20 protein-coding genes are annotated in these 23,260 nt (G+C 65.5%); 11 read left to right on the forward strand and 9 right to left on the reverse strand.

Features of this window, described 5'->3' with window-relative positions:
• Positions 1-204: 204 nt before the first annotated feature.
• The 3 genes from PHR85_RS10770 to PHR85_RS10780 form a co-directional block, all read right to left on the reverse strand.
• The gene (locus tag PHR85_RS10770; RefSeq protein WP_300054144.1) at positions 205-1,800 is read right to left on the reverse strand and encodes a DUF4435 domain-containing protein; all 1,596 of its coding nucleotides are present in this window, start codon (positions 1,798-1,800) and stop codon (positions 205-207) included.
• Positions 1,801-2,062: 262 nt separating this feature from the next.
• Positions 2,063-3,220 (reverse strand): pyridoxal phosphate-dependent aminotransferase, encoded by a 1,158-nt coding sequence (locus PHR85_RS10775; protein ID WP_300054191.1) that lies wholly within the window; start codon positions 3,218-3,220, stop codon positions 2,063-2,065.
• A gap of 112 nt (positions 3,221-3,332) precedes the next feature.
• Entirely contained in the window at positions 3,333-4,067 is a 735-nt protein-coding gene (locus PHR85_RS10780) for a sulfite exporter TauE/SafE family protein (RefSeq protein WP_300054194.1), read from the reverse strand.
• Between the two features lie 119 nt (positions 4,068-4,186).
• Here PHR85_RS10780 and PHR85_RS10785 point away from each other — a divergent pair, with 119 nt between their 5' ends.
• Positions 4,187-4,615, forward strand: a complete 429-nt coding sequence (locus tag PHR85_RS10785) for an ankyrin repeat domain-containing protein (protein ID WP_300054146.1) — start codon at positions 4,187-4,189, stop codon at positions 4,613-4,615.
• 25 nt (positions 4,616-4,640) lie between these two features.
• On the opposite strand, the gene PHR85_RS10790 is transcribed toward PHR85_RS10785, so the two are convergent.
• Positions 4,641-6,020 carry a heavy metal sensor histidine kinase gene (locus PHR85_RS10790; RefSeq protein WP_300054149.1) on the reverse strand — a complete coding sequence of 460 codons (1,380 nt, stop codon included), beginning with the start codon at positions 6,018-6,020 and terminating at the stop codon, positions 4,641-4,643.
• Positions 6,017-6,697 carry a heavy metal response regulator transcription factor gene (locus PHR85_RS10795; protein ID WP_300054152.1) on the reverse strand — a complete coding sequence of 227 codons (681 nt, stop codon included), beginning with the start codon at positions 6,695-6,697 and terminating at the stop codon, positions 6,017-6,019. Before PHR85_RS10795 ends, PHR85_RS10790 begins: the two co-directional genes overlap by 4 nt.
• A 139-nt stretch (positions 6,698-6,836) precedes the next feature.
• Here PHR85_RS10795 and PHR85_RS10800 point away from each other — a divergent pair, with 139 nt between their 5' ends.
• Genes PHR85_RS10800 through PHR85_RS10820 form a run of 5 tightly spaced genes read left to right on the forward strand, consistent with a single transcriptional unit; the run spans position 6,837 to position 10,756 of the window.
• Positions 6,837-7,964 carry a TolC family protein gene (locus PHR85_RS10800; RefSeq protein WP_300054155.1) on the forward strand — a complete coding sequence of 376 codons (1,128 nt, stop codon included), beginning with the start codon at positions 6,837-6,839 and terminating at the stop codon, positions 7,962-7,964.
• 11 nt (positions 7,965-7,975) lie between these two features.
• Positions 7,976-9,373, forward strand: coding sequence for a copper oxidase (locus PHR85_RS10805; protein ID WP_300054157.1), 1,398 nt, complete (start codon positions 7,976-7,978; stop codon positions 9,371-9,373).
• Between the two features lie 45 nt (positions 9,374-9,418).
• Entirely contained in the window at positions 9,419-9,910 is a 492-nt protein-coding gene (locus PHR85_RS10810) for a cupredoxin family protein (RefSeq protein ID WP_300054160.1), read from the forward strand.
• A gap of 22 nt (positions 9,911-9,932) precedes the next feature.
• The gene (locus PHR85_RS10815) at positions 9,933-10,403 is read left to right on the forward strand and encodes a DUF411 domain-containing protein (protein ID WP_300054163.1); all 471 of its coding nucleotides are present in this window, start codon (positions 9,933-9,935) and stop codon (positions 10,401-10,403) included.
• 8 nt (positions 10,404-10,411) lie between these two features.
• Positions 10,412-10,756 carry a copper-binding protein gene (locus PHR85_RS10820; protein ID WP_300054165.1) on the forward strand — a complete coding sequence of 115 codons (345 nt, stop codon included), beginning with the start codon at positions 10,412-10,414 and terminating at the stop codon, positions 10,754-10,756.
• Positions 10,757-10,824: 68 nt separating this feature from the next.
• On the opposite strand, the gene ccoG is transcribed toward PHR85_RS10820, so the two are convergent.
• Positions 10,825-12,219 (reverse strand): cytochrome c oxidase accessory protein CcoG, encoded by a 1,395-nt coding sequence (gene ccoG / locus PHR85_RS10825; protein WP_300054167.1) that lies wholly within the window; start codon positions 12,217-12,219, stop codon positions 10,825-10,827.
• Positions 12,220-12,324: 105 nt separating this feature from the next.
• On the opposite strand from ccoG, the gene PHR85_RS10830 reads away from it, so the two are divergent.
• Positions 12,325-13,761, forward strand: a complete 1,437-nt coding sequence (locus PHR85_RS10830; protein ID WP_300054170.1) for a PLP-dependent aminotransferase family protein — start codon at positions 12,325-12,327, stop codon at positions 13,759-13,761.
• 65 nt (positions 13,762-13,826) lie between these two features.
• On the forward strand, positions 13,827-16,649 hold the full coding sequence (locus PHR85_RS10835; protein ID WP_300054173.1) for an AMP-binding protein: 2,823 nt from the start codon (positions 13,827-13,829) through the stop codon (positions 16,647-16,649).
• Between the two features lie 12 nt (positions 16,650-16,661).
• Here the strand turns inward: PHR85_RS10835 and PHR85_RS10840 are convergent, their stop codons facing one another.
• Complete coding sequence (locus PHR85_RS10840; RefSeq protein ID WP_300054175.1) at positions 16,662-17,993, reverse strand: MFS transporter; 1,332 nt, start codon at positions 17,991-17,993, stop codon at positions 16,662-16,664.
• Positions 17,994-18,191: 198 nt separating this feature from the next.
• On the opposite strand from PHR85_RS10840, the gene PHR85_RS10845 reads away from it, so the two are divergent.
• The 3 genes from PHR85_RS10845 to PHR85_RS10855 are packed head-to-tail and all read left to right on the forward strand — an operon-like array spanning position 18,192 to position 21,218.
• Entirely contained in the window at positions 18,192-18,488 is a 297-nt protein-coding gene (locus tag PHR85_RS10845; protein WP_300054178.1) for a helix-turn-helix domain-containing protein, read from the forward strand.
• Complete coding sequence (locus tag PHR85_RS10850; RefSeq protein ID WP_300054180.1) at positions 18,485-19,840, forward strand: HipA domain-containing protein; 1,356 nt, start codon at positions 18,485-18,487, stop codon at positions 19,838-19,840. Before PHR85_RS10845 ends, PHR85_RS10850 begins: the two co-directional genes overlap by 4 nt.
• A 10-nt stretch (positions 19,841-19,850) precedes the next feature.
• Positions 19,851-21,218, forward strand: a complete 1,368-nt coding sequence (locus PHR85_RS10855) for a D-serine ammonia-lyase (protein ID WP_300054182.1) — start codon at positions 19,851-19,853, stop codon at positions 21,216-21,218.
• A gap of 228 nt (positions 21,219-21,446) precedes the next feature.
• Here PHR85_RS10855 and PHR85_RS10860 read toward each other — a convergent pair whose 3' ends face one another.
• Together PHR85_RS10860 and PHR85_RS10865 are read right to left on the reverse strand one after the other, a co-directional pair.
• Positions 21,447-22,916 carry an ATP-dependent endonuclease gene (locus PHR85_RS10860; RefSeq protein WP_300054185.1) on the reverse strand — a complete coding sequence of 490 codons (1,470 nt, stop codon included), beginning with the start codon at positions 22,914-22,916 and terminating at the stop codon, positions 21,447-21,449.
• Positions 22,917-23,069: 153 nt separating this feature from the next.
• On the reverse strand, positions 23,070-23,260 hold a 191-nt coding region (locus tag PHR85_RS10865; protein WP_300054188.1), incomplete at its 5' end, for a transposase.

Raw genomic sequence — 23,260 nt, forward strand, 5'->3', positions numbered from 1 at the left:
GGTGTAACTCAGGTTGATGCCCTGACTCTGGGGGGCAACACTCGGCCACAAGTTGACGGTGAGAATGGTTTCGTCAACGGCCGGTTTAGACTGGGAGCGACCGTTCAGAGCAGGCTTGGCGACTGGCAGCAACCGACCCTGAGCCGTCATTCACCACCTAGCACTTGCAGTCCGACAGCAGTCGCCCACCGTGATGTCGCCACCTCATAACTGAGGAACGTATTGACGGAGCCCGGCTAGCACAGCTTCACGTTCATCAGAATTGAGCATCCTCAACACTAACTTTTCGTAGCCGTTTCGTCCTAGTTCAAAGATCGAGCAGACGTCCTGCACCAAACCCTTGTTGTTGTAATACCGGAGAATTTCGTCGAGAGAGCCGCCATCCGCAAGTTGGTGATATAGGGCGATGTTTCGGCCGTAAATCTCTTGAACGTTGATTGACGCGACAACAGCATCTAATGCTACTTTGATGGCCGCTCCACCGACTTGCCTGGAATCGATCTTTCGAAGGAGATGCTCTACCGCTCGCATCGTTCGAAGCGATGCCTGCCGTTCTATGTCCTGGGACAATTTCCCTCGTACCATTACGGTTGCGCGAAACAGCACCTCATCTGGATTCAGCTTTTGGTTTGCCGCAACAGTTCGAAGCGTATGTTCATTCAGAAGGATGTTTTCGACCTCTGCGACCTCAACACAGTGAACGCCACTATCTGTCAGCGCTGCGATTTCTTCCTCGGTCCGGTAATCGCGATCTATTAGACCCAGCGCGTCAACATGATGGAAAGTCTTATTGATTCTAAGAGCCTTGGTTGATTCGATAACGCGGTCGCAACCGTTGCGAGGTACAACGTTATAGTTCCTATAAATTGCCTGATAGATCGAATGATCCTTGCCGCCTTTTTCTCCCTCGACAAAAACCACCGTCCGCCGGTTTCCGAGTAGTTCCAAGAGCAGACTTTCAGGGAACTCTTCGACTTCTGACACAAATTCCCAGGTCCAGGTATTAGCGCCATCGAAATCCCTTACCCAGATATTGGTTGTACTTACGCGCGTCGAGGCAAAGTTCAAATCGTGAGTAATGAAGACGAAGAGGCAGTCATCCTTTTCCTCTTCAAGCTTGTCCCACATCGACTGCATTATCGAGCTGTGAAGATGTATCTCAGGTTCATCAATCACTAGGATTGAGCCGGCAGGCGCTAGCAGAACCTGTCCCATTAAATACAGAGCCACCCGCTCGCCGTCGCTCATCTCTTTACCGTGATACGAAGCGCCATTACTTTGATTTCGTACGACTATTTTCCCGTCCTCGAAAGCGACAATCCGGTGCGGGAGTATTTCGCGCCATAGACGAACTAGCTTGTCGATAGGTGAATCCGGGACAGGGATGTACTGCTGTTTAATCCGCGTCTCCTCAGAGTGTTTTCTGTCTCTCTCGGCGTTTGCTGCAAACAGGGCGGAAAGCACCTTTCCATAGTCCTGCTGCAAGAATGTTTCAGGACGATTTCCCCATCTGTGGCCCCACTTATATTGCGCGTTCGCATATTGGGGATTTTCATTTCCCCACAGCAAGTCATTGGTTGACTGTTCAAGAGACTTAAGTTGGGTGTACTCGGGAACGTCAAGCCCTCTTTGGGCCGAAATTCGATGTACGAACCCACCCGTATTCCGCTCAATCCAGGTGCCGAGTCGGCTCTTGCCTGATCCATTGGCACCGACAATAACCACGGATCCATTGTGAGGGATTTCTGTAACGCCTCCGCCCCCTCCTGAGGCAGGCAAGCGAAGTATAGGCAGAGCCATCGGATATCCTTTGAATCAAAATGCATAGTATGCCAGCCCGAATCTGCAACCTAGCTTTAGCCTGCGGGACCACGCTGTGCAAGTCTGCGGCGATGTAGCGAGGGAGAGTTCATCAAAAAAAGCAGACTATGGCGAATGGCAGCAATTGGCCGGTACCAGTCAGCCAGCTGACTCGGGACGACGACCGCATCCGCTGTGTAGTTGCCATTCGATCGGAAACCCTGGTTGGGGGTAGAGGTCGATAGCGCTCGCCGGCAACGCTTCAGAGTCGCGCCAGCCGCCCCAGCGCAACCCGTAGCGTCTCATCGCGCTTGGCAAAGCACAGCCGTACCACGCCCTGCTCGAAGCCGTCGCCGTAGAAGGCAGACAGCGGGATCGCCGCCACGCCGATCTCGCGCGTCAACCATTCGCAGAAAGCCGATTCGGACAGGTCGCGCTCGGGCAGGGCCAGATCCCGGTAATCGACGCACTGGAAATAGCTGCCTTCGCAGGGCAGCAGGCGCAGCCGGGTGCGGCTCAGGCCGGCGCGGAACAGCTCGCGCTTGCGCTGGTAGAAGGCCGGCAGCTCCAGATAGGGCCTGGGGTCGACCAGGTATTGCGCCAGGCCATGCTGCACCGGGGTGTTGACGCTGAAGACGTTGAACTGGTGCACCTTGCGGAACTCGGCCGACAGCGCGGCGGGCGCCGCGACATAGCCGACCTTCCAGCCCGTCACATGGTAAGTCTTGCCGAAGCTGCTGACGATCAGCGCCCGCGCGGCCAGCCCGGGAAAACGCGCCGCAGACGCATGCGGCATGCCGTCGAACACCATGTGCTCGTAGACCTCGTCGCTGATCAGCCAGACGCCGGTCGGCGCCAGCAGCTCCTGCAGCCTGAGCAGGTCGGCGTCGCGCCAGACAGTGCCACTCGGGTTGTGCGGCGTGTTGATGATCAGCGCGCGCGTGCGCAGCGACAGCGCGGCCGCGATGCGGTCGAAGTCGGGCCGGAAGCTGCCGGGCGTCAGCGGCACGCGCACCACGGTCCCGCCGGCCAGCTCGATGCCAGGGACGTAGCTGTCGTAGCAGGGATCGAGCACGATCACCTCGTCGCCCGGATGTACCAGCGCCAGCAGCGCGGTCAGGATGGCCTGGGTGGCGCCGGCCGTGACGGTGATCTCGCGCTCGGCGTCGTAGGCGCGGCCGTAGAGCGACTGCAGCTTGGCCGCGATCGCCTGCCGCAGCACCGGCACCCCGGTCATCGGCGCGTACTGGTTCAGGCCGGCGCGCATCGCGGCGGCCACGGCGTCGACCAGGCGCGGGTCGCAGTCGAAGTCAGGGAAGCCCTGTCCCAGATTGACGGCGCCGGTCTCGGCGGCGAGCGCCGACATCACGCTGAAGATGGTGGTGCCGACGCCGGGCAGGCGACTGGGCAAGGGCAGCATCGTTGCGGGCAGCGAACTGGTGGCGCGGTCAGAGCTTGCGACGCTGGCGGCTTGGTGGTGGCTAGGGTCCATGACGTCCCGGGATGATGGAGTAGTGGGAAAAAACCGGTTTTCAGCCACGCAGGAACAGGCCGATCGTCAGCGTGATGCCGATGCAGACGACCAGCACGCGCAGCAGCTTCTCGTTGATGCGATGCAGCGCCCAGGAGCCGGCCATGCCACCCAGCACGGCGCCCGCGCCCAGCACCAGCACCTCGCGCCAGTGGGCCTCGGGCGAGAACGCGAACAACGCGACCGCCGAGGCGTTCATGACGCCGGCCAGCAGGTTCTTGGTCGCGGCCGCGTTGCGCGCTGGCAGGCCGGCCATGGTGAGCGCGGCGAGCATCAGAAAGCCGATGCCGCCGCCGAAGTAGCCGCCGTAGATCGAGATCAGCAACTGGATCGCTGCGGCGGCGACCGGACCGATGTGCGCGCCCGGTGCCGCTGGCTTGCGCAGGAAGTTGCCCCAGGTGAAGACCGAAGTCGCGAACAGCACCAGCCAGGGCACCAGCCGCGCGAACACCGAGGACGGCGTGTTGAGCAGCAGCAGGCCGCCGAGCACGCCGCCGGCCAGGCTGATCCAGAACAGCGCCTTGAACGGCAGCCTGCCCGCGCCGGTGGCGAGCTTGCGACCGGCCAGCCCGGTGCTGACCTGGGCCGGAAACAGCGCCAGCGTCGAGGTGATGTTGGCCGCCAGCGGCGACATGCCGGTCAGCATCAGCGCCGGCAGGGTGACGAAGGAGCCGCCGCCGGCGAGGGTGTTCTGCAGCCCGGCCCACAGGCCGGCAAGGAAGACGATGGTGAGCAGCATGGTGCGCGCGAAATTTGGACAAACCGCGAGCATAGCGGCATCATCCAGGCGGCTCTGTGAGAGACTGCGCGTCCGCCAGACCTTCAATTCCCTGCCAGCACAGAAACAACGACCCGATGACCGATTGGAAAATCCAGCAAATGATCAAGGCCTCGGGCTGGCCGCTGGCCCCCGAGCTGCTCGCGCCTGGCGCCGACTTCAACGCCAGGCTGGCTGGCGGCCTGGTGCCGCTGCACTGGGCCTGCCAGCAGGGCAAGGCCGGCGTGGTCAAGTACATGATCGAGCAGGGCGCCGATGTGCTGGACCGGACCGGGAACGGGCGTGGCCTGCTGGAGCTCGCCACCGACTCCGAGAGCTTCCAGGTCGTCATGCTGGTGATCGACCAGCTCAAGCTGCTGGCGGCACCGGCGCCCGACGAGGCCATGCGCAAGCGGCTGACCCATGTCTTTCGCAACGGCCACCCGAATTCGAAGAACCGCCTGCAGCAGACGCTGAAGGACTGGGATCGCATCAGCGGAAAGCCGCGCTCGCCGCAGGCGGGTTGAGCATCGACGTCGCCTGCTCGCTCGTTCAGCGCAGCGGGAACGACAGGGTGAAGCGGGTCCAGCCGTCGGCGGACGCGACCGAGACGGTCCCGCCATGGGCCTGCACGATGGCGCGGGTGATCGCCAGGCCCAGGCCGGCGCCTTCCGTCTCGGGATGGGCGCGCGACTTGTCGGCGCGAAAGAAGCGGTCGAACAGCCGTGGCAGCAGGTCGGGGCTGATCTCGCTGCCGGTGTTGGCGAGCTGGAGCAAGACCGCCTGCGGCGTGCGCGCCAGACTGACCGTGACGCGGCCCCGGGGCGACGTGTGGCGCAGCGCATTGGACAGCAGGTTGCTGATCGCGCGGCGCAGCATCAGGCGGTCGCCGGTCACCTGGGCATCGCCAGACAGTTCGAGCCGGATCGATTTTTCCTCGGCCAGCGCCTCGTAGAAGTCGAACAGCGCCCGGACCTCGTCGGCCAGCGCGATGTCCTCCGCGCTCGGCAGCAGCAGCCCATGCTCGGCCTTGGCCAGCAACAGCATGTCCGACACCATGCGCGCCAGGCGCTGGAATTCCTCGGCGTTGGAGGCCAGGATGTCCTGGTAGGCGGCGGCGTCGCGCGGCTGGGCCAGCGCGACCTGGGTCTGGGTCAGCAGGTTGCTGATCGGCGTGCGCAGTTCGTGCGCCAGGTCGGACGAAAACTCCGACAGGCGCTGGAAATCGCGCTGCAGGCGCTCCAGCATCTCGTTGAGGGATTGCGCCAGGTCGGCCATCTCCACCGGCACGGCCTCGGCGGGCATGCGCTGGTCGAGCTTGTGGGCCGTGACGGCCTGCGCCCGGGCCTTCATGGCCCGCAACGGCGCCAGACCCATGCGGGCCGCCCACCAGCCCAGCATCCCGCTCAGGCAGGCGGCCAGGGCCGCGTAGAGCCAGAGCGCCATCCGCAGCGAATGGATGAAGTGGGCGTGGTGCAGGGTATCGACGGCGGCCCAGACCCGCAGCTCGCCGCCCAGGGCCGGCTGGCGCGGCGCGGTCGCGCTCAGCGCCCGGTATTCCCGGCTGTCATCCCGCCAGCTTGAGAAGGCTGGCGCGGTCGTCCCCGCAGCCGCGCTGACGATGGCCTCGGGAAAGCGGAAGCTGGCGGTGGAGTACAGCACGCGGTCGGCCGCGTTGTCGACCCGGACAAACAGATCCGGGTGATTCTGCAGCGCATCGTCGAGCCGGCCCCGCAGATCGGTCGGCGAGCTCGCCTTGGCGACGATGTCCTGCACCAGATGGATCTTGTCGCGCAGGGTGTCGTGGTCGAGCTGCTCGAAATGCCGATCCACCGCGACGACGGTGATGCCCGTCATCCCCAGCAGCAGGGCGGCCGAGACCCCGCTGTGGAGCGCCGTGAGACGGGTGGTCAGCGAGAAGCGCCGCATCACGACTGCGGCAGTTCCAGCACATAGCCCATGCCGCGCACGGTCTGGATCAGCTTGGGCTCGAAGCCGTCATCGATCTTGGCGCGCAGGCGCCGCACCGCGACCTCGATCACGTTGGTGTCGGAGTCGAAGTTCATGTCCCAGACCTGGGATGCGATCAGCGAGCGCGGCAGCACCTCGCCCTGGCGCAGCAGCAGCAGTTCGAGCAGGCCGAACTCCTTGGCGGTCAGGTCGATGCGCTTGCCGCCACGGCTGACGCGCCGGCGCAGCAGGTCGAGTTCGAGGTCGGCCACCCGCAGCACGGTGGTCTCCACGCCCGAGCGGCCACGGCGCACGATGGTGCGTACCCGGGCCAGCAGCTCGGCGAAGGAAAACGGCTTGACCAGGTAGTCGTCGGCGCCGAGCTCCAGCCCCTTGACGCGGTCCTCGACCTGATCGCGCGCGCTCAGGAACAGCACCGGCACCTTGCGGCCCTGCTCCCGCAGGCGCTGCAGCAGCTGCCAGCCATTCAGGCCCGGCAGCATCACGTCGAGGATCAGCAGGTCGTGATCGCCTTCGAGCGCGAGGTGCAGCCCGTCCGGTCCGGTGGTGGTCAGCTCGACGGCGAAGCCGGCTTCGCGCAGGCCTTGCTGCAGGTAGTCGCCCGTCTTGGGCTCGTCTTCAACGATCAATAGCTTCACGGTGCCACTCCTGGCTGGAATTCTCGCCGTTGCCAGGCCGGGCTGCGAAAAGATGACGGATTTGTAATCTGGCCGAAATCCCGATGACAGCTTCGGCGTTCCACAATCAGCCTCATCCGATCAATTGAGGAGTGCGTCCGTGCCTGCCCTTGCTTTTTTCCACGCGTCCAGGCGCTGTCTGGCGCTGGGGCTGGTCGCCGGCCCCGTGCTGGCCATGGCGCAAACCCCGCCCACTCCAGCCACCGCGCCCGCTTCGCCCGAGCCAGCCTGGCGCCAGGCCAATGAGAGCGTCGGCCAGTTCCAGCGCGGTCATGCCGACCTGCTGAAGTGGGAGCAAGGCCAGGCCCCGGTCGCGGCCCAGGTGCCGGCGGCGATGCCGGATTTCGCGCTGGCGACGGCCGAGCAGGCCGTACGCCAGGCTTGGCGCGCGCACCGCGAACTGGCCCGTCCGCTGGCGATTCTGGGTGCCGCCAAGGCGGACCTGCTGGCCGCCGGGCGCTGGCTCGAACTCGATCCCGGCCTGAACTGGCGCATCGACGATTTTGGCGAGCTGCTGGAGGTGGCCGTCCAGGCACGCAAGACCTGGATCGATGCCGTCGCCAGCCAGCAAGCCCTGGGGCCGCTGCGCAAGCAGCTGGCGGCGGCCGAGGCCGCCCAGGAACTCGGCCAGCGCATGGTCAACGTGGGCAACTGGAGCCCGTTGCAGCTGGCCCAGGTGCAGCTGCAACTGGCCAATGCCCGGATGAGCCTGCACCGGACCCAATACGCGGCCGCCCAGGCCCAGGCCCGACTGCTCAAGACGCTGGAGCTCAACGGCATCCAGGCGGCGGTCGGCCTGCCGGACCAGCTGCCCGAGCTGCCAGCCGATGTCATGACCGAGGCGGAATTTCAGCGCCGGCTGGCGGCCATCCAGTCCGAGCTGCCGCGCGGCAACCGCCTGCGCAACCAGGCCGACGCGCCACTCGCGTTCGAGGCCTACCAGGCCAGCCACGCGGTCGCTCGCGGCACCCGCGACGAGGTGCTGAAACGGCGCGAATTCATCGCCGAGGAAACGGTGCTGCACTACAACGGCATGCTCAAGAGCACCTGGGACCTGCTGGGCGAGGTGCAGAACCAGTCGCAGGCGCAGGCCGGCGCGCTGGCGGCCCGGCGCGACTTCGAGCTTGCCCGGATCGACCTGCACTGGCTGCTGCTCGGCGGCGAGCCCGCCAGCCTGCTCTCGCTGGGCGCAGGCAGCGGCGAGACGACCCAGTCGGCCGGCCATTGAAGGAATACCCCATGAACCCCATCCATTCCAGACGTCAATTCTTCGCCGGCTCGCTGGCGACCGTCGCCGGCCTGGCCGTGTCCCGCTCCGCGCTGGCTGGCCTGCCCGAAGCCGTGATCCAGAGTTCGGCCGATACCGCCGCGCCGCTGATTCCGAACACCGGCCGGCCCTACAACCCGGTCGTCACGCTCAACGGCTGGACCCTGCCCTGGCGCATGAAGGACGGCGTCAAGGAATTCCACCTGGTGGCCGAGCCGGTGCTGCGCGAGGTCGCGCCCGGCTTCAAGGTCAACATGTGGGGCTACAACGGCCAGAGCCCGGGCCCGACCATCGAGGTGGTCGAGGGCGACCGGGTGCGCATCTTCGTCACCAACAAGCTGCCCGAACACACCACCATCCACTGGCATGGTCAGCGCCTGCCCAACGGCATGGACGGCGTCGGCGGCCTGACCCAGCCGCAGATCCCGGTCGGCAAGACCTTCGTCTACGAGTTCGAGGCGCGCCGCCCCGGCACCTTCATGTACCACCCGCACGCCGACGAGATGGTACAGATGGCGATGGGCATGATGGGTTTCTGGGTCACGCACCCGAAGGTGAAGCACCCGCAGATCAGCGAGGTGGAGCGCGACTTCTGCTTCCTGCTCAACGCCTTCGATGTCGAGCCCGGCAGCCGGACGCCCAAGGTCAACACCATGACCGACTTCAACATCTGGTGCTGGAACAGCCGCGCCTTCCCGGCCATCGACAGCCTGAACGTCAGGCTGGGCGACCGGGTGCGGATCCGGGTCGGCAACCTGACCATGACCAATCACCCGATCCACCTGCACGGGCATGAGTTCACCGTCACCGGCACCGACGGCGGCCCGACCCCGCCGGCCAGCCGCTGGCCCGAGGTCACGACCGATGTCGCGGTCGGCCAGATGCGCCAGGTCGAGTTCATCGCCGACGAGCTGGGCGACTGGGCCTTCCATTGCCACAAGAGCCACCACACCATGGGCGCCATGGGCCATGCGGTGCCAACGATGGTCGGCGTCGATCACCGCGGCCTGGTCGGCAAGATCCAGCAACTGGTGCCCGACTACATGGTGATGGGCGAGCGCGGCATGGCCGACATGGGCGAGATGGAGATGCCGATCCCCGACAACACCGCGCCGATGATGACCGGCAGCGGGCCATACGGCCCGCTGGAGATGGGCGGCATGTTCAGCGTGCTCAAGGTGCGCGCTGACCAGAAGCCCGGCGACTACCAGGACCCGGGCTGGTTCAAGCATCCGGCCGGCACCGTGCCGCGCGAATACACCGGCCCCGTGGCCGAAGCGACCCGGCCGCCATCCAACCCGCTGCCGCAGCAGGCTGGCAACGCCACCGTCCTGAAAGCGCGCAAGCCGAATGCGCACGCCGGGCATTGATCCCATGCATCAGGCCCGTTCAACCCACCACGATTTTTGACTGCCATGAAATTCAGCAACATCCAATCCCTGGGCCTCGGCGCCCTGCTGGCCTTGATGGTCAGCAGCGGCAGCTGGGCGGCTGGCGCCCACTCAGGTGGTCACGGCCATGCCAGCGACGAGACGCCTTACGGCAAGCCCGGCCTGGCCGCCAAGGCCAGGCGCACCATCGAGGTGGAGATGAGCGACAACATGCGCTTCACCCCGTCCGAGATCCGGGCCAGCAAGGGCGAGACGATCCGCTTCGTCATCAGGAACTCCGGCCAGCTCAGGCATGAATTCAGCCTCGGCACCCAGCAGGAGCTGGAGGAGCATTACGAGCAGATGAAGAAGTTCCCGGACATGGTGCACGACGAGCCGAACAAGGTCTCGCTGGAGCCGGGCCAGCAGGGCGAGGTCATCTGGCAGTTCACCCAGGGCGGCAAGGTGGACTTCGCCTGCCTGCATGTCGGCCATTACGAGGCTGGCATGAAGGGGCTGGTGCGGGTGGGCAGGTAAGCAGTCATCAAGGAGCAAGCTCATGGAAACTCTCAACCATCAGCGTCGTCTGCTCTTGACGGGCGCGGCTGCCCTCGGGCTGGCGTCCACCGGCCTGGTCCAGGCGCAGGCAGCACAGGGGATGGAGATCTGGAAGGACCCCAACTGCGGCTGCTGCCATGACTGGATCACCCATGTCGAGCAGAACGGCTTCAAGGCCAAGATCAATGAAAGCGGCAACAACGCGGTCCGCGCTCGACTGGGCATGCCGCAAAAGCTCGGCTCCTGCCACACGGCTGTGGTGCAGGGCTATGTGATCGAAGGCCATGTGCCCGCGCGCGAGATCCAGCGCCTGCTCAAGGAAAAGCCGCAGGCACTGGGCCTGGCGGTGCCGGGCATGCCGGTCGGCTCGCCCGGCATGGATGGTCCGGCCTACGGCGGCCGACGCGACCGCTACGACGTGCTGCTGGTGCGCAAGGACGGCAGCACCGTGGTCTTCCAAAGTTACTCTTGAGAACCGCCATGAACCGCATCCATAGATTGCTGGCCATTTCCACCCTCGCGCTGGGGGTGACCTGGCATGGGTCAGGCTTTGCGCAAGCGGAGGCCGAGCCGGCAACAACCATCGAGGTGCAGCCGGCCGCCTCCCTGAGCGAGGGCGAAATCCGCCGCCTGGACCCGGAAACCGGCAAGCTCACGATCCGCCACGGCGAGATCAGGAACCTGGACATGCCGCCCATGACCATGGTGTTCACGGTCAGGGACAAGGCGCTGCTGTCCGGGCTGAAGGTGGGCGACCGGATCAGGTTCGCCGCCAGCAACGAAGGTGGCAAATACCTGGTCACCCACATCCAGTTGGCGAAGTGATCGGAGCTTGCGTGCGGTTGCAGGGCGCGCGCAAGATTCTCACTCTTGCTCATACCCGCTCACACACTTCATCGCGGCACGAGAAAACTGCTCTTTTCAATCACCTGGTGGCCCGCCCGATCGCCACCGAGTTGCTCGACCGCGAAATGGATAGTCAGGGCCTGGCCCGCCAGCGGCGCGGCCTGCTGCCCGGCCAGGCGCGCCGTCACGGTGACGGTGCGCTCCGCCATCGGTTCCAGCTCGATGCTGGGCGAGGCGGCCAGCGTCAAGCCGTTCTGGCCGGTGACGCCAATCCGATAGCGTTGCACGCTTTCCTGGCTGTTCATGATCTGCAGACGATAGACGTTCTCGATCGCGCCTTGCTCGACCATCCGTGCCAGCACACCACGGTCGCGCATCACATCGACGCGGAAGGGACTGCGCTGGGCCAGGCCGATGACGAAGGCCGCGCTGATGGCCAGCAGCAGGGCGCCGTAGACCAGCACCCGCGGCCGCAGCGCCCGCCGCAGGACCCGATCCCGGCCCCAACCCTGCTCCAGGCCGGTCTGTGACGAGTAGCGGATCAAGCCACGCGGGCGCTTGATCTTGTCCATGACCTCGTCGCAGGCGTCGATGCAGGCGGCGCAGCCGATGCAGTCGATCTGCAAGCCGTCCCGGATGTCGATGCCGGTCGGACAGACCTGGACGCACATCGTGCAGCTGATGCAATCCCCGAGGCCGAGCGCCTTGGCGTCGGCGGCGCGCGGGCGGGAGCCACGGGGCTCGCCCCGGGCGGCGTCATAGCCGATGATCAGGGTGTCGCGGTCGAACATCACGCTCTGGAAACGACCGTAGGGGCACATGTGCTTGCAGACCTGCTCGCGCAGGTAGCCGGCATTGAGGTAAGTGGCCAGACCGTAGCAGCCAATCCAGAACGTTTCCCAGGGGCCGGTGTCCAGGCTGGTCACGAGGCCGCCCAGGGTCTGGATCGGCGTGAAGTAGCCGACGAAGGTGAACCCGGTCCACAGGCCAATGGCGATCCAGGCCACCTGCTTGCCGGTCTTGCGTGCCAGCTTGGTCAGCGTCCAGGGCGCGGCATCGAGCCGCATGCGGGCGCTGCGACCGCCCTCGAACAGCCGCTCGACCCAGAGGTAGATCGCGGTGTAGACCGTTTGCGGGCAGGAGAATCCGCACCAGATCCGCCCGGCCACCGCCGTCACGAAAAACAGCCCGAGGGCGCAAATCACCAGCAGGAGCGCCAGGTAGATGAAATCCTGCGGATAAAGCGCCAGCTTGAACAGGTAGAAGCGGCGCGCGTCGAGGTCGAACAGCACGGCCTGGCGCGAGTTCCAGCTCAGCCAGGGCAGGCCGTAGAACAGCAGCTGGGTCAGCCAGACCATGGCCCAACGCCATTGGCTGAAGCGCCCGCTGGCGGCCCGGACATGGATCTTGGCGGCGGGCGGTGGATTCGGAAACTGGGACATGGTGCGAACGGCAGGGAAAACGGCTGGGGAAAAACGCTACTGTGCCGGCCTGGCATCTGATCGGTAAGATCCAGTTTCCTGAAAAATCACCGTATCAGTCAAAGCATGAAGCTGTACGAGCGCTACGCCGAGGAAATCGCCGACCTGATCCGGACCCAGGTCCTGCGCCCGGGCGACCGCCTGCCCTCGGTGCGCCAGGCGCGGCGCAGCCGTCAGATCAGTCCCTCGACGGTGTTCGAGGCCTATTACCTGCTGGAGGCGCGCGGACTGATCCAGGCGCGGGCGCGCTCCGGCTACTACGTCAATGCCTCCCAGCCAACGACCGAGCCGGGCACCGCGCTGCCCACCGCGCAGTCCGCCGTGGTCGAGATCAGCGACCTGGTGTTCGAGGTCCTGGGTTCGACCCGCAACCCCGAACTCGCGCCGCTCGGCTCCGCCTTTCCATCGCCGCTGCTGTTCCCGCTGGAAAAGCTCGCGCGCGGCCTGACGCCCGCGATGCGGCGCCTGCCACCCGAGCGGCTGACCGAATACCTGACGATCGGCGACGAGCAACTGCGGCGCCAGATCACGCTGCGCTATGGCATCGAGGGCCTGGGCATCGACGCGCAGGAACTGGTGATCACGAACGGCGCCATGGAGGCGCTGAACCTGTGCCTGCAGGCGGTCACGGGTCCGGGCGACGTGGTCGCGGTCGAGTCGCCCACCTTCTACGCGGCCCTGCAGGCGCTGGAGCGCCTGAACCTGCGGGCGGTCGAAGTGGCGACCCATCCCCGTCACGGGGTTGATCTGGACTCGCTGGCCGAGGTGTTGCGGCGTCATCCGGTCAAGGCCTGCTGGTTCATGCCCAACTTCCAGAACCCTCTGGGCAGCCTGATGCCGCAGCAGAACCGGCGGGCGCTGGTGGAACTGCTGGCACAGCATCGGGTGCCGCTGATCGAGGACGATGTCTATGGCGAGCTCTACTTCGGTCTGCAGCGCCCCTTGCCGGCCAAGGCCTACGACCGGCAGGGCTGGGTCATGCACTGCAGTTCGTTTTCCAAGAGCCTGGCGCCCGGCTACCGCGTGGGCTGGGTAGCGGCTGGCCGCTTCGCGCCTCAGGTGCAGCGGCTGAAGTTGATGAGCACCCTCTCGACCGCCATTCCCTCGCAGCTGGCGCTGGCGCACTTCCTGCAGAGCGGTGGCTTCGACCGCCATCTGCGCCAGATGCGGCAGACGCTGGCCGCGCGGCAGGCCCTGGCCCTGCGACTGATTGCCGAGCATTTCCCGCCCGGGACCCGGGTGACGCGGCCCGAGGGGGGCTACTTTCTCTGGGCCGAGCTGCCGCCCGCGGTCGATGCCTTGCGCCTGCAGCAACTGGCCCTGGCGGCGGGGATCAGCGTGGCACCCGGCCACCTGTTCTCGGCCGACCAACGGTTCAGCCACCATCTGCGGCTGAACTACGGCCATCCGGACCTGGCCCAACTGGCGGCGGCCTTGCCCGTGATCGGCCAGCTGGCGGCTGGCCTGGCCGCTGGCACTGACCCTGACCCTGGCCGCAGTTGACCGCCGTGTACTGACGTGTACCGCCGTTGACCCACGCCGGGCCTTGCTTCATGATCCCCCATGCGATGAAGCCAGACACCGACCTTCTGCTGGAGCTGATCGCCGCGCTCTGCCGCGAGCTGCGGCCGGGCCAGCCGGCGCCCGCGCTGACGCTCGACAGCGAGCTCGAACGCGATGCCGAGCTCGACAGCCTGGCGCGCGCCGAGCTGCTGGTCCGGATCGAGACGGCTTTTGGCGCCCGGCTACCGCAGCGGCTGATCGGCGAGGCCCAGACGCCGCGCGACTTCCTGCGCGCGCTGGCGGCGGCGGATAGCCAGGCCCTGCCAGCACCAGCACCAGCACCAGCGCCCGCGCCCGCGCCCGCGCCTGCGGTGGCAACGAGCGTAGCGGTTACGGGCGAACCGGCACCCGATCAGCTGGCGACCCTGACCGAAGTGCTGGTCTGGCACGCGCAGCGCCAACCGCAGCGCACCCACCTGATCCTGCTCGACGAGAACGGTATCGAGCAGCGCCTGTCCTACGGCTTGCTGCAGCAGCAGGCAAGCGCCGTCGCGGCCGGATTGCAAGCGCGCGAGATTGTCCCCGGCGACACGGTCGCGCTGATGCTGCCGACCTGCCCGCCATTCTTCCCCTGCTTCCTCGGCATCTTGCTGGCCGGCGCGGTGCCGGTACCGATCTACCCGCCGGCGCGACCATCCCAGCTTGAGGACCACCTGCGCCGCCACGCGGCCATCCTCGACAACGCCGGCGCCAGACTGCTGATCGCCAACGGCGAGGTTGCGCTGCCGGCGGGCCTGCTGCGCGGCCTGGTGGCTGGCTTGCGCGGGGTCGTGCTGGCAGACGAGCTACTGGCCTGCAGCGCCAGCCCGGCACCAGCACCGGCAGCCGGCACCGACCTCGCGCTGCTGCAGTACACCTCGGGCAGCACCGGCAACCCCAAGGGCGTGACGCTGACCCATGCCCAGCTGCTGGCCAACATCCGCGCCATGGCGCGCGCCGCCCAGGTCGGACGCAACGATGTGTTCGTGAGCTGGCTGCCGCTCTATCACGACATGGGGCTGATCTGCGCCTGGCTGTCCAGCCTGGTCTACGCGATTCCCCTCGTCGTGATGTCACCGCTGCGCTTCCTGGCGGCACCGCAGCGCTGGCTGCAGGCGATAAACGACTACCGTGGCACGCTGTCGGGCGCCCCCAACTTCGCCTACGAGCTTTGCCTGCACCGCGTGCCGGACGAACTGCTCGGCAAGCTGGATCTGTCATGCTGGCGCATCGCCTTCAACGGCGCCGAGCCGGTCAACCCGGGGACGATGGAGCGCTTCGCGGCCCGCTTTGCCGCCTGCGGACTCGACCCGAAGGCACTGGCGCCGGTCTACGGCCTGGCGGAATGCGCGGTCGGGCTCGCCTTCACGCCGCAGCGCGGGTTGCAGGTCGACCGCATCGACCGGACGGTATTCTCGACCCGTGGCGAGGCGCTGCCGGCGCAAGCCGGCGACCCGAACCCACTGGGCTTCGTCGCCTGCGGCCGGCCGCTGCCGGGCTACGAACTGCGGGTCGTCGATGCCGGGCTGGCCGAGCTGCCCGAACGGCGCGAGGGCCGGCTGCAGTTCCGTGGACCGTCGGCCACCGCCGGCTACTGGCGCAACCCGGAGGCCAACGCCCGGCTGTTCTGCGACGGCTGGCTCGACACTGGCGACTACGCGTACCTGGCGGGCGGCGAGCTCTACCTGACCGGACGCGCCAAGGACATCGTGATCAAGGCCGGCCGCAACATCTACCCGCAGGAGGTGGAGGAAGCGGTGGGTCGCATCACCGGCGTGCGCCCCGGCTGCGTCGCGGTCTTCGGCAGCCCCGACCCGGCCAGCGGCACCGAGCGCCTGGTCATCGCGGCCGAGACCCGGCTCGGCGACCCCGCCCAGCTGACCGCGCTGCGGCAGGCGATCCAGGATTGCACGCTGACGCTGCTCGGGCTGCCGGCCGACGCGATCTGGCTGTCCTCGCAGCGCATCGTGCTCAAGACCTCCAGCGGCAAGGTGCGCCGCGCCGCCAGCCGCGCGCTGTTCGAGCAGGGCCTGCCCGAAGGCAAGCCGCGCGCGGCCTGGCTGCAGCTCGCGCGCGTCCTCGTCGCCAGCGCGCTACCGAGGCTCAGGCGACAGGCCACCAGGGTCGCCGAGCGGCTGGCGGGCGCCTGGGCCGTCACCGCCTTCGCACTGCTGGCGCCGCCGGTCTGGCTGGGCGTTGCGCTGACGCGCCGGCCCGCTTCGGCCTGGCGGCTGGTGCACCAGACGGCCAGGCTCTGGCTGGCTCTGGCCGGCATCAAGCTCGAAGTCATCGACCCGTCCGGGCCGGCCACGGCCGATGCAAGGCTGCTGGTCGCCAACCACGCCAGCTACCTCGACGGCCTGGTGCTGATCGCCGCGCTGCCCGCGCCGGGCTGGCGCTTCGTCGCCAAGCGCGAACTGGCCGGCGGCTTCTGGTCGCGCGTCTTCCTGGAACGACTAGGCTGCGTGTTCGTCGAGCGCTTCGACCCGCGGCAGGGCGTGGCCGACGCCGACAGGATCGCCGAGGCGGCACGGCACGGTGATCGATTGGCGGTTTTTCCCGAAGGGACCTTCACGCGCGCGCCCGGGTTGCGGCCCTTCCACATGGGGGCCTTCGTCGCGGGGGCGCGCGCCGGGATCTTCCTCCTGCCGGTGGCGCTGGCCGGCACGCGCGACCGGCTGCGCGATGGCAATTGGCTGCCAAGACGCGGAACGGTGCACATCACGATCTGCCCGACGATCGATCCAGGGCAACTGCCAGGCGACGAATGGGAACGAGCGCTCGCGCTGCGCGACGCCGCGCGCGCCGCGCTGCTGGCCGGCTGCGGCGAGCCCGACCTGCAGCGCTGACCGGCCTGCGGGTCAGCCCTCCAGCGCCGCGCGCCGGCCGCGCTCGGCATCGACGCCCGCCAGCAGCACCAGTCCGATCACGAAATAGCTGCCGGTCGCCAGGATCGCCAGCCGGTGGTCGCCGCCGCTGAGCCAGGTCACCGCGCCATAGGTCAGCGGCCCGAGGATGGACGACAGCTTGACCGCAAGTCCCCAGAGGCCGAAGAACTCGCCATGCCGGCTCTCGGGCGCGAGCCAGCCGACCAGCGCGCGCGCGGCCGACTGGCTCGCGCCCAGACACAGGCCGGCGATATTGGCCGCGATCCAGAACGGCGTCGGCCCCTGCGCCGACCAGGCCAGCAGCACCATCACGATCCAGCCGACCAGCGTCAACGCGATCGCGCGCACATGGCCGATGCGGTCCTGCCAGCGCCCGAAGGCCAGCGCGCCGAGCGCCGCCGTGATGTTGACCAGGAAGATCAGCTGGATGGTGTCGGCGGTGGAGAAGCCCATTGCCTGCTCGGCATAGATCGCCGCCAGTGCGATCACGGCCTGGATGCCGGCCTGGTAGAACACGATGCAGAGCATGAAGCGGCGCATGTCGCGGTAGCGCTTGGCATGGCGCAAGGTATCCAGCACCCGACTCCAGGCCGACCCGGCAGCGACTGGCTGTGGCGTCACGCGCTCGCGCAGCAGCGCGAAGGTCGGCAGCGAGGCCAATGCGAACAGCCCGGCGGTGATCAACATGCAGACCGGGACGAAATGCGCCGCGCTTTCCCCCTGCGCCTTGGCCCAGGTGATGTAGCCCAGGCAGGCGCCCAGGCTCAACAGCCCGCCGACATAGCCCAGGCCCCAGCCCCAGCCCGAGACCTTGGCCAGGCTGTCGGGTTCGGCGAGCTCGGGCAGGAAGGCGGCGATCAGGTTCTCGCCGGTGCCAAAGCAGAAGTTGGACAGCACGACGAAGGCCAGCGCGAGCGCCACCGCGCCCGGACCGGCCAGCGCCAACCCGGCGGTGCCGAGCACGCAGCCCAGCGTGGTCCAGGCCAGCAAGCGCTTCTTGCCCGCGTGCGTGTCGGCCCAGGCGCCCAGCAGCGGCGCGCTCAACAGGATCAGCGCATAGGAGACCGACAGCGCCGCCGTCCAGGCAAAGGTCGCCCAGGGCGCGCCGCCCGCGATGCCCGAGACGAACCAGGCGTTGAACACCGCCGTGATCACCACCGTGGTGTAGCCCGAGTTGGCGAAGTCGTACATGGCCCAGGCCCAGGCTTCGCGCTTGCGCACGCCGGGGCGCAGCGGACCGGTGCGCGTGGCCTGCTGGCCGGCGTTGGGGAATGGCGGGATGTCGGGGCGGTGGAGGTCGGACATGGGCGCGATGTTAGCCTTGCGGTGCAGCCTTCGCACCGGCACCAGCGGCTACTTCCGCGACCCCTACGAAGCCTTGGCCAGGTTTCTGTAATTCCGAAATTTTCTTGCCCTGAGGTCGGTTTTATGCGATAGTTTCGGTATATCAGAAATACATGCATCCACTATTCTTAGGATGCAAGCGCTTACTGAAAGTTTGAAATGAACCAGCACCCGTTCCCCGTCGCAGTCTTGAACTCAGCAGACACACTGGGGCCGGTCGTGCGCGCCCGTCGCAAATCCCAGTCATTGCGCATCGATGATGCGGCGGCACTGCTCGGCGTATCCGTGGACCTCATGTCACGACTGGAGAATGGACAAGGCTCGGTCCGGCTGGACAAGGTCATGGCGGTGCTGGACGGCCTGGGCATGGCGCTGATGGTCCTGCCCAAGGAGCACCCCTGGATGCGCGAGGCGGCAACACAGCCCGCACCGATCGACGCTGGACCGCAACCATGAGCCACGAACTCCATTTGTGGACAGGTGGCAGGAAGGTCGCCGTCATCTCCCACGAGGCCAAGGACGACCAATGGTCCATGGCATACGACGAGGCCTGGGCTGCCGACCCGCGGTCGTTCCCGCTCTCACCGGCCCTGCCCATCGTTTCTCTGGAGGCGGGCTATTCGTCGAATACCCTGAAACGCTTCATCGAGCATCTGCTGCCGGAAGGCCGGGCGCTGGATGTCGCGGTGGCTTACAACGGTCTCGCCAAATCCAATGTGTTCGGTCTGATTCGCGCGCTCGGTGCCGAAACGGCAGGCGCCCTGCGATTCACTGCCGATGCGGCCGACATCGCGCCCGATGATGACCCCGCTCCACGCGAGATCACGCTGCAGGAACTGGATCAGCGCATTGCCCGGCACGAACAACTGCCGCTGACCGTCTGGGACGGCAAGGTCCGCATGTCGGTGGCCGGCCTGCAGGACAAGTTGCTCGTCTACCTCGACCGTCCGGTGGCAGAGGACGGGCGGCTGTTCCTGGTCGATGGCAAGCGCCTGGCATCGACCCACATCCTCAAGCCCGACACCGCCCAGGCCAGAACCCCCCATCTGGCCGTCAACGAGCATTTCTGCATGTCCTTGGCCCGCCAAATGGGCCTGCCGGCTGCGGAAGTCAGCCTGCTGCGAACGCCTCGCCCCGTGCTCGTGGTGCGCCGGTTCGACCGCGAGGTGCAGGGCTCCGGCAACCAGACCCGGGTCCAGCGGCTACACATCATCGATACCTGCCAGGCCTGTGACCTTCCAGTCAGCTACAAGTACGAGCGCAACCTCGGCAGCGCGCCGGCGATCCGCCATATCCGCGATGGCGTGAGTTTCGAGCGGCTGTTCCATTGTGCCAATCTGACCAGCAACAAGGCCGCCGCCCGGCTCACGATGTTGCGCTGGGCACTGTTCCAGTTCCTGATCGGCAACAGCGACGCGCACGGCAAGAACTTCTCCTTACTCGTGCGGCCAGGCGGACTGCTCGAACCCGCCGAATGGTACGACCTGGTCAGCGTGCTGCAGTACGACGGCTTCGACACGGAGCTGGCCATGGCCTATGGCGACGTGTTCGCGCATGACGAGGTTTCCGCCTTCGCGCTGGCCGATTTCGCCACACGCTGCGGCATCGACCGCAAGCTCATGCGGCGCGAAGGGCAGCGACTGGCCAAGCTCGCGATCCAGGCTGCCGCCCCGCAGGCTGAATCAGACCTCTATCTGGCCGATGAGCGGCCGTTCATCCAAGGCATCGCCACCTTTGTGACGCAGCAGGCGCTGCGACTGTCGAAGCTTGTCAGCGATGCCGCGGCCATCAAGGCCGACTATCTTTGATAGCTTATCCATGATCCACGGCCAAACCCTAGCAGCCTGGTACGCCAGCCACCCGCTGATCCGCGACCTGATCGCTCTGCGCGAAACCAGCTGGTTCAACCCGGCCATCGCACCCGCCGCCACCGCGCTGGCCGATGTCGGGCTCGGGGCGGGGGATGTCGCGCAGGCCAGCGCGCGGCTGCAGCGCTTCGCGCCCTATATCGCCAAGGTCTTTCCGCAAACCGCTGCGGCGGGCGGGCTGATCGAGTCGGGCATCAGGCCCTTGCCACGCCTGCAGCGCCTGCTGCTGGACGATGCCGGTTTGCCCGCCAGCGGCTCGCTGTGGCTCAAGCAGGACAACGAGCTGCCGATCTCCGGCTCGATCAAGGCGCGCGGCGGCATCCACGAGGTGCTCAAGCATGCCGAGGACCTCGCGCTGCAGGCTGGGCTGATCCGCCCCGGCGACAACTACGAGGCGCTGGCGAGCGACGCCGCGCGCCAGTTCTTCGGCCAATACAAGATCGCCGTCGGCTCCACCGGCAACCTCGGGCTGTCGATCGGCATCATGAGCGCCCAGCTCGGCTTCCAGGCAACCGTCCACATGTCGTCGGACGCGCGGCAATGGAAGAAGGACAGGCTGCGCGCCAGCGGCGTGAGCGTGGTCGAGTACGCCTCGGACTACAGCGTCGCGGTGGAGCAGGGGCGCCGGCAGGCCGAGTCCGACCCCAGCTGCTATTTCGTCGACGACGAGAACTCGCCCCACCTGTTCCTGGGCTACGCGGTGGCGGCGGAACGGCTCAAGCAGCAGTTCGACCAGGCCGGCGTGCGGGTCGACGCGGATCATCCGCTGTTCGTCTACCTGCCCTGCGGCGTGGGCGGCGGGCCGGGCGGGGTCGCCTTCGGGCTCAAGCTGGCCTTCGGCAACGCGGTGCACTGCCTCTTCGCCGAGCCGACCCACTCGCCCTGCATGCTGCTGGGCGTCCATACCGGGCTGCACGACGCGGTCAGCGTGCAGGAGTTCGGCATCGACAACGTGACGGCAGCCGACGGACTGGCGGTGGGCCGGCCATCGGGCTTCGTCGGCCGGGCCATGCAGCGCCTGATCGACGGCTATTACACCGTCGCGGACGAGGAACTGTTCCGGCTGCTGGCACTGGCGCACCGGGAGGAGGGCATCAGGCTGGAACCCTCGGCGCTGGCGGGAATGCCGGGCATGGTGCGGGTGCTGCGCGACCGGGACTATCTGGAGCGCATCGGCGTCACCCCGGTGCGGCTGGCGAATGCAACGCATCTGGTCTGGGGGACGGGCGGGAGCATGGTGCCGGAGGGGGAGTTTGCGGCGTATGTCGAGAGGGGGATGAACGTAGAGCGGGAGCGGTCAGGAAGAGGGATTTTCTGACGCAGTGGTGGAATTCCGTGCTTGTTCGAGTAATCCAGCTTCCAGCAAGGTTTGCATCATGAAAGACCGCTTTCGATCGCATGCGATCTTCTGCTCAGTTCAGGTGAGCGCCTAGTTCGCAGCGGCTTCGGCCATTCACGCCATGGGACTCAATAGGGCACACATGGCCATATGTGATCAGTCAAACTACTTCGTTTAACTGACCTTCAATAACCAAAAGATACAGATTTAGGCTTCAATGAGTCGTCGTGCGTGCGTTGCTAAGTCTTGACAATAGGCTCGATTCGCCCGTATCCAGAGCGCAAGAAATGCACCTCGAACTATGGCTTCTGAAACAAAACCTATCTTTATTCCCACTTGGTTGAAGATAAGGTGCGGATCGCGATTCGTTCGCGAGACCTCGTCGATGATACGTCGCACTAACTCCTGCGCCTCCGGTGCGCGCTGACAGGAAACAGTGAGAATCGCTAGGTCCTCGTTGAGGCGTTCACGAACGTCATCAAAGACGGCAAGCTCGGGCTGAGTTCCTGGAAGCCGAATTACTCCGGCAGTGCGATCCTCAAATTGGGTAGAGTCACCGTCGATCACGCACAGGGACTTGAACGTGATAGCTGGATTCGCGGTATGGCTTCGGTGTGTCGCGACGGCATTTCCGTCGCCGTGTACCGCATGGACTTCGACTTGATCATAGTCAGCTGCGAGTATTTCCCGAAGAATCGCATCAACCCAGGCCTTAGCAAACTCATCTTCTACAAAGATAGCGAGTTTTTTGTCAACTCGGCCAGAAACAGCTCGAAGCGCCTCCACGGACAGTTTCCCTTGCCGAAGACGGCCGTCGATAGATGCCCAGATTGCCTCATTTGGCAAAGGCGAAAGCGCGTAATCACTGTGCGTTGTGAAGATAGTTTGGATCGACTTACGCTCAGCTACGTCAATCAGGTACTCAACCATACGCTGCGTCGCGACGGGATGGAGTCCGTTTTCAATCTCCTCGATCAAGATCAGACTGTTCTGGGGGGCCTGTTCGATTCGCGTAACCATACGGATGATCGAGGATTCACCTGCTCCAAAGTGAAATTCAGAATAGTTATTTATACCAGAACGGCCAACGAGAAACGAGTCGTCAAATCCATACTTCGTCACCCGATAGTCTGCAACAGACTTGCCGAGGATGTGCTCGACTTGAGTAGCAACAGCTGAATCTAAAGGTGACAACGGAGGCCTGTGAACGTAGGTTGATCGCATGAGTGCCTTGTAACGGGTCTTCTCACCAGCGGGAACAGTACGCTCAATTCCAAAGAACAATACTTCACGATCTGCGACATCACTCCGTACCCACTTCGCCTGTCGAAAATTTGATGTACGCTTAATCAGTTGTCGCGGGTTTGCTTGCTTATCAATTAGTTCATACTCGACGCGCCACCCTGCCATCGACTCATCCCCCACGGTGCTTTTTGGGAAAAAAGTCCCCGGCTTAATTGGTTTGTAAGCACAGCCAGCAGCTCCCAATACTGCAGACTTTCCACTTCCATTGGGACCAATCAGTGCGGTGACTGGAAAGTCAAATGTGATGTCCTCGCCTTCAAAGCCACGAATACGCACGATGCTAGCCTTGAAAAGATACCGCCCATAGTCTTGGCGGCGGACTTTTTCCAACAGTTGAGTCTTCGTGGAATCTCGAATTTCGCTGAAAGGCATTTACGTTCTTGATGTGGTTGATCGTGCGAAGAAGTGTACCGATTCTAAATCAGTCGGCTGTAGCAGGACCTACGCTTTCTCCCATGTGGACTGATCATTGACCACAGCGAGTGAGGTCTTAACCGGTAAGTTAGCCAGCATAAGTTAATCGAGTCAGAACTCCATTTTGAATTGACTGCCAAAGTGCTCGAACACGTGTTCAACGGCCCGCTCCAGCTCCTCCTTGGTCCGGCGCTTGACCTCCATCCAGCGGTGCTTCATCAGCCGCCACATCGTCTCGATGCGGTTGAGCTCCGGGCTGTAGGGCGAGAGGAACTCGAACGTGACGCCTTGCTTTTCCAGCA

It is taken from the genome of Malikia sp. (assembly GCF_028687635.1).
GTDB lineage: Bacteria > Pseudomonadota > Gammaproteobacteria > Burkholderiales > Burkholderiaceae_C > Malikia.

Bases quoted from the DNA above. Each gene is read 5' to 3' on its own strand.
- PHR85_RS10770 (WP_300054144.1), bottom strand. From the start codon at position 1,800: ATGGCTCTGCCTATACTTCGCTTGCCTGCCTCAGGAGGGGGCGGAGGC.
- PHR85_RS10775 (WP_300054191.1), bottom strand. From the start codon at position 3,220: ATGCTGCCCTTGCCCAGTCGCCTGCCCGGCGTCGGCACCACCATCTTC.
- PHR85_RS10785 (WP_300054146.1), top strand. From the start codon at position 4,187: ATGACCGATTGGAAAATCCAGCAAATGATCAAGGCCTCGGGCTGGCCG.
- PHR85_RS10805 (WP_300054157.1), top strand. From the start codon at position 7,976: ATGAACCCCATCCATTCCAGACGTCAATTCTTCGCCGGCTCGCTGGCG.
- PHR85_RS10810 (WP_300054160.1), top strand. From the start codon at position 9,419: ATGAAATTCAGCAACATCCAATCCCTGGGCCTCGGCGCCCTGCTGGCC.
- PHR85_RS10815 (WP_300054163.1), top strand. From the start codon at position 9,933: ATGGAAACTCTCAACCATCAGCGTCGTCTGCTCTTGACGGGCGCGGCT.
- PHR85_RS10820 (WP_300054165.1), top strand. From the start codon at position 10,412: ATGAACCGCATCCATAGATTGCTGGCCATTTCCACCCTCGCGCTGGGG.
- ccoG (WP_300054167.1), bottom strand. From the start codon at position 12,219: ATGTCCCAGTTTCCGAATCCACCGCCCGCCGCCAAGATCCATGTCCGG.
- PHR85_RS10830 (WP_300054170.1), top strand. From the start codon at position 12,325: ATGAAGCTGTACGAGCGCTACGCCGAGGAAATCGCCGACCTGATCCGG.
- PHR85_RS10835 (WP_300054173.1), top strand. From the start codon at position 13,827: ATGAAGCCAGACACCGACCTTCTGCTGGAGCTGATCGCCGCGCTCTGC.
- PHR85_RS10840 (WP_300054175.1), bottom strand. From the start codon at position 17,993: ATGTCCGACCTCCACCGCCCCGACATCCCGCCATTCCCCAACGCCGGC.
- PHR85_RS10845 (WP_300054178.1), top strand. From the start codon at position 18,192: ATGAACCAGCACCCGTTCCCCGTCGCAGTCTTGAACTCAGCAGACACA.
- PHR85_RS10850 (WP_300054180.1), top strand. From the start codon at position 18,485: ATGAGCCACGAACTCCATTTGTGGACAGGTGGCAGGAAGGTCGCCGTC.
- PHR85_RS10855 (WP_300054182.1), top strand. From the start codon at position 19,851: ATGATCCACGGCCAAACCCTAGCAGCCTGGTACGCCAGCCACCCGCTG.
- PHR85_RS10860 (WP_300054185.1), bottom strand. From the start codon at position 22,916: ATGCCTTTCAGCGAAATTCGAGATTCCACGAAGACTCAACTGTTGGAA.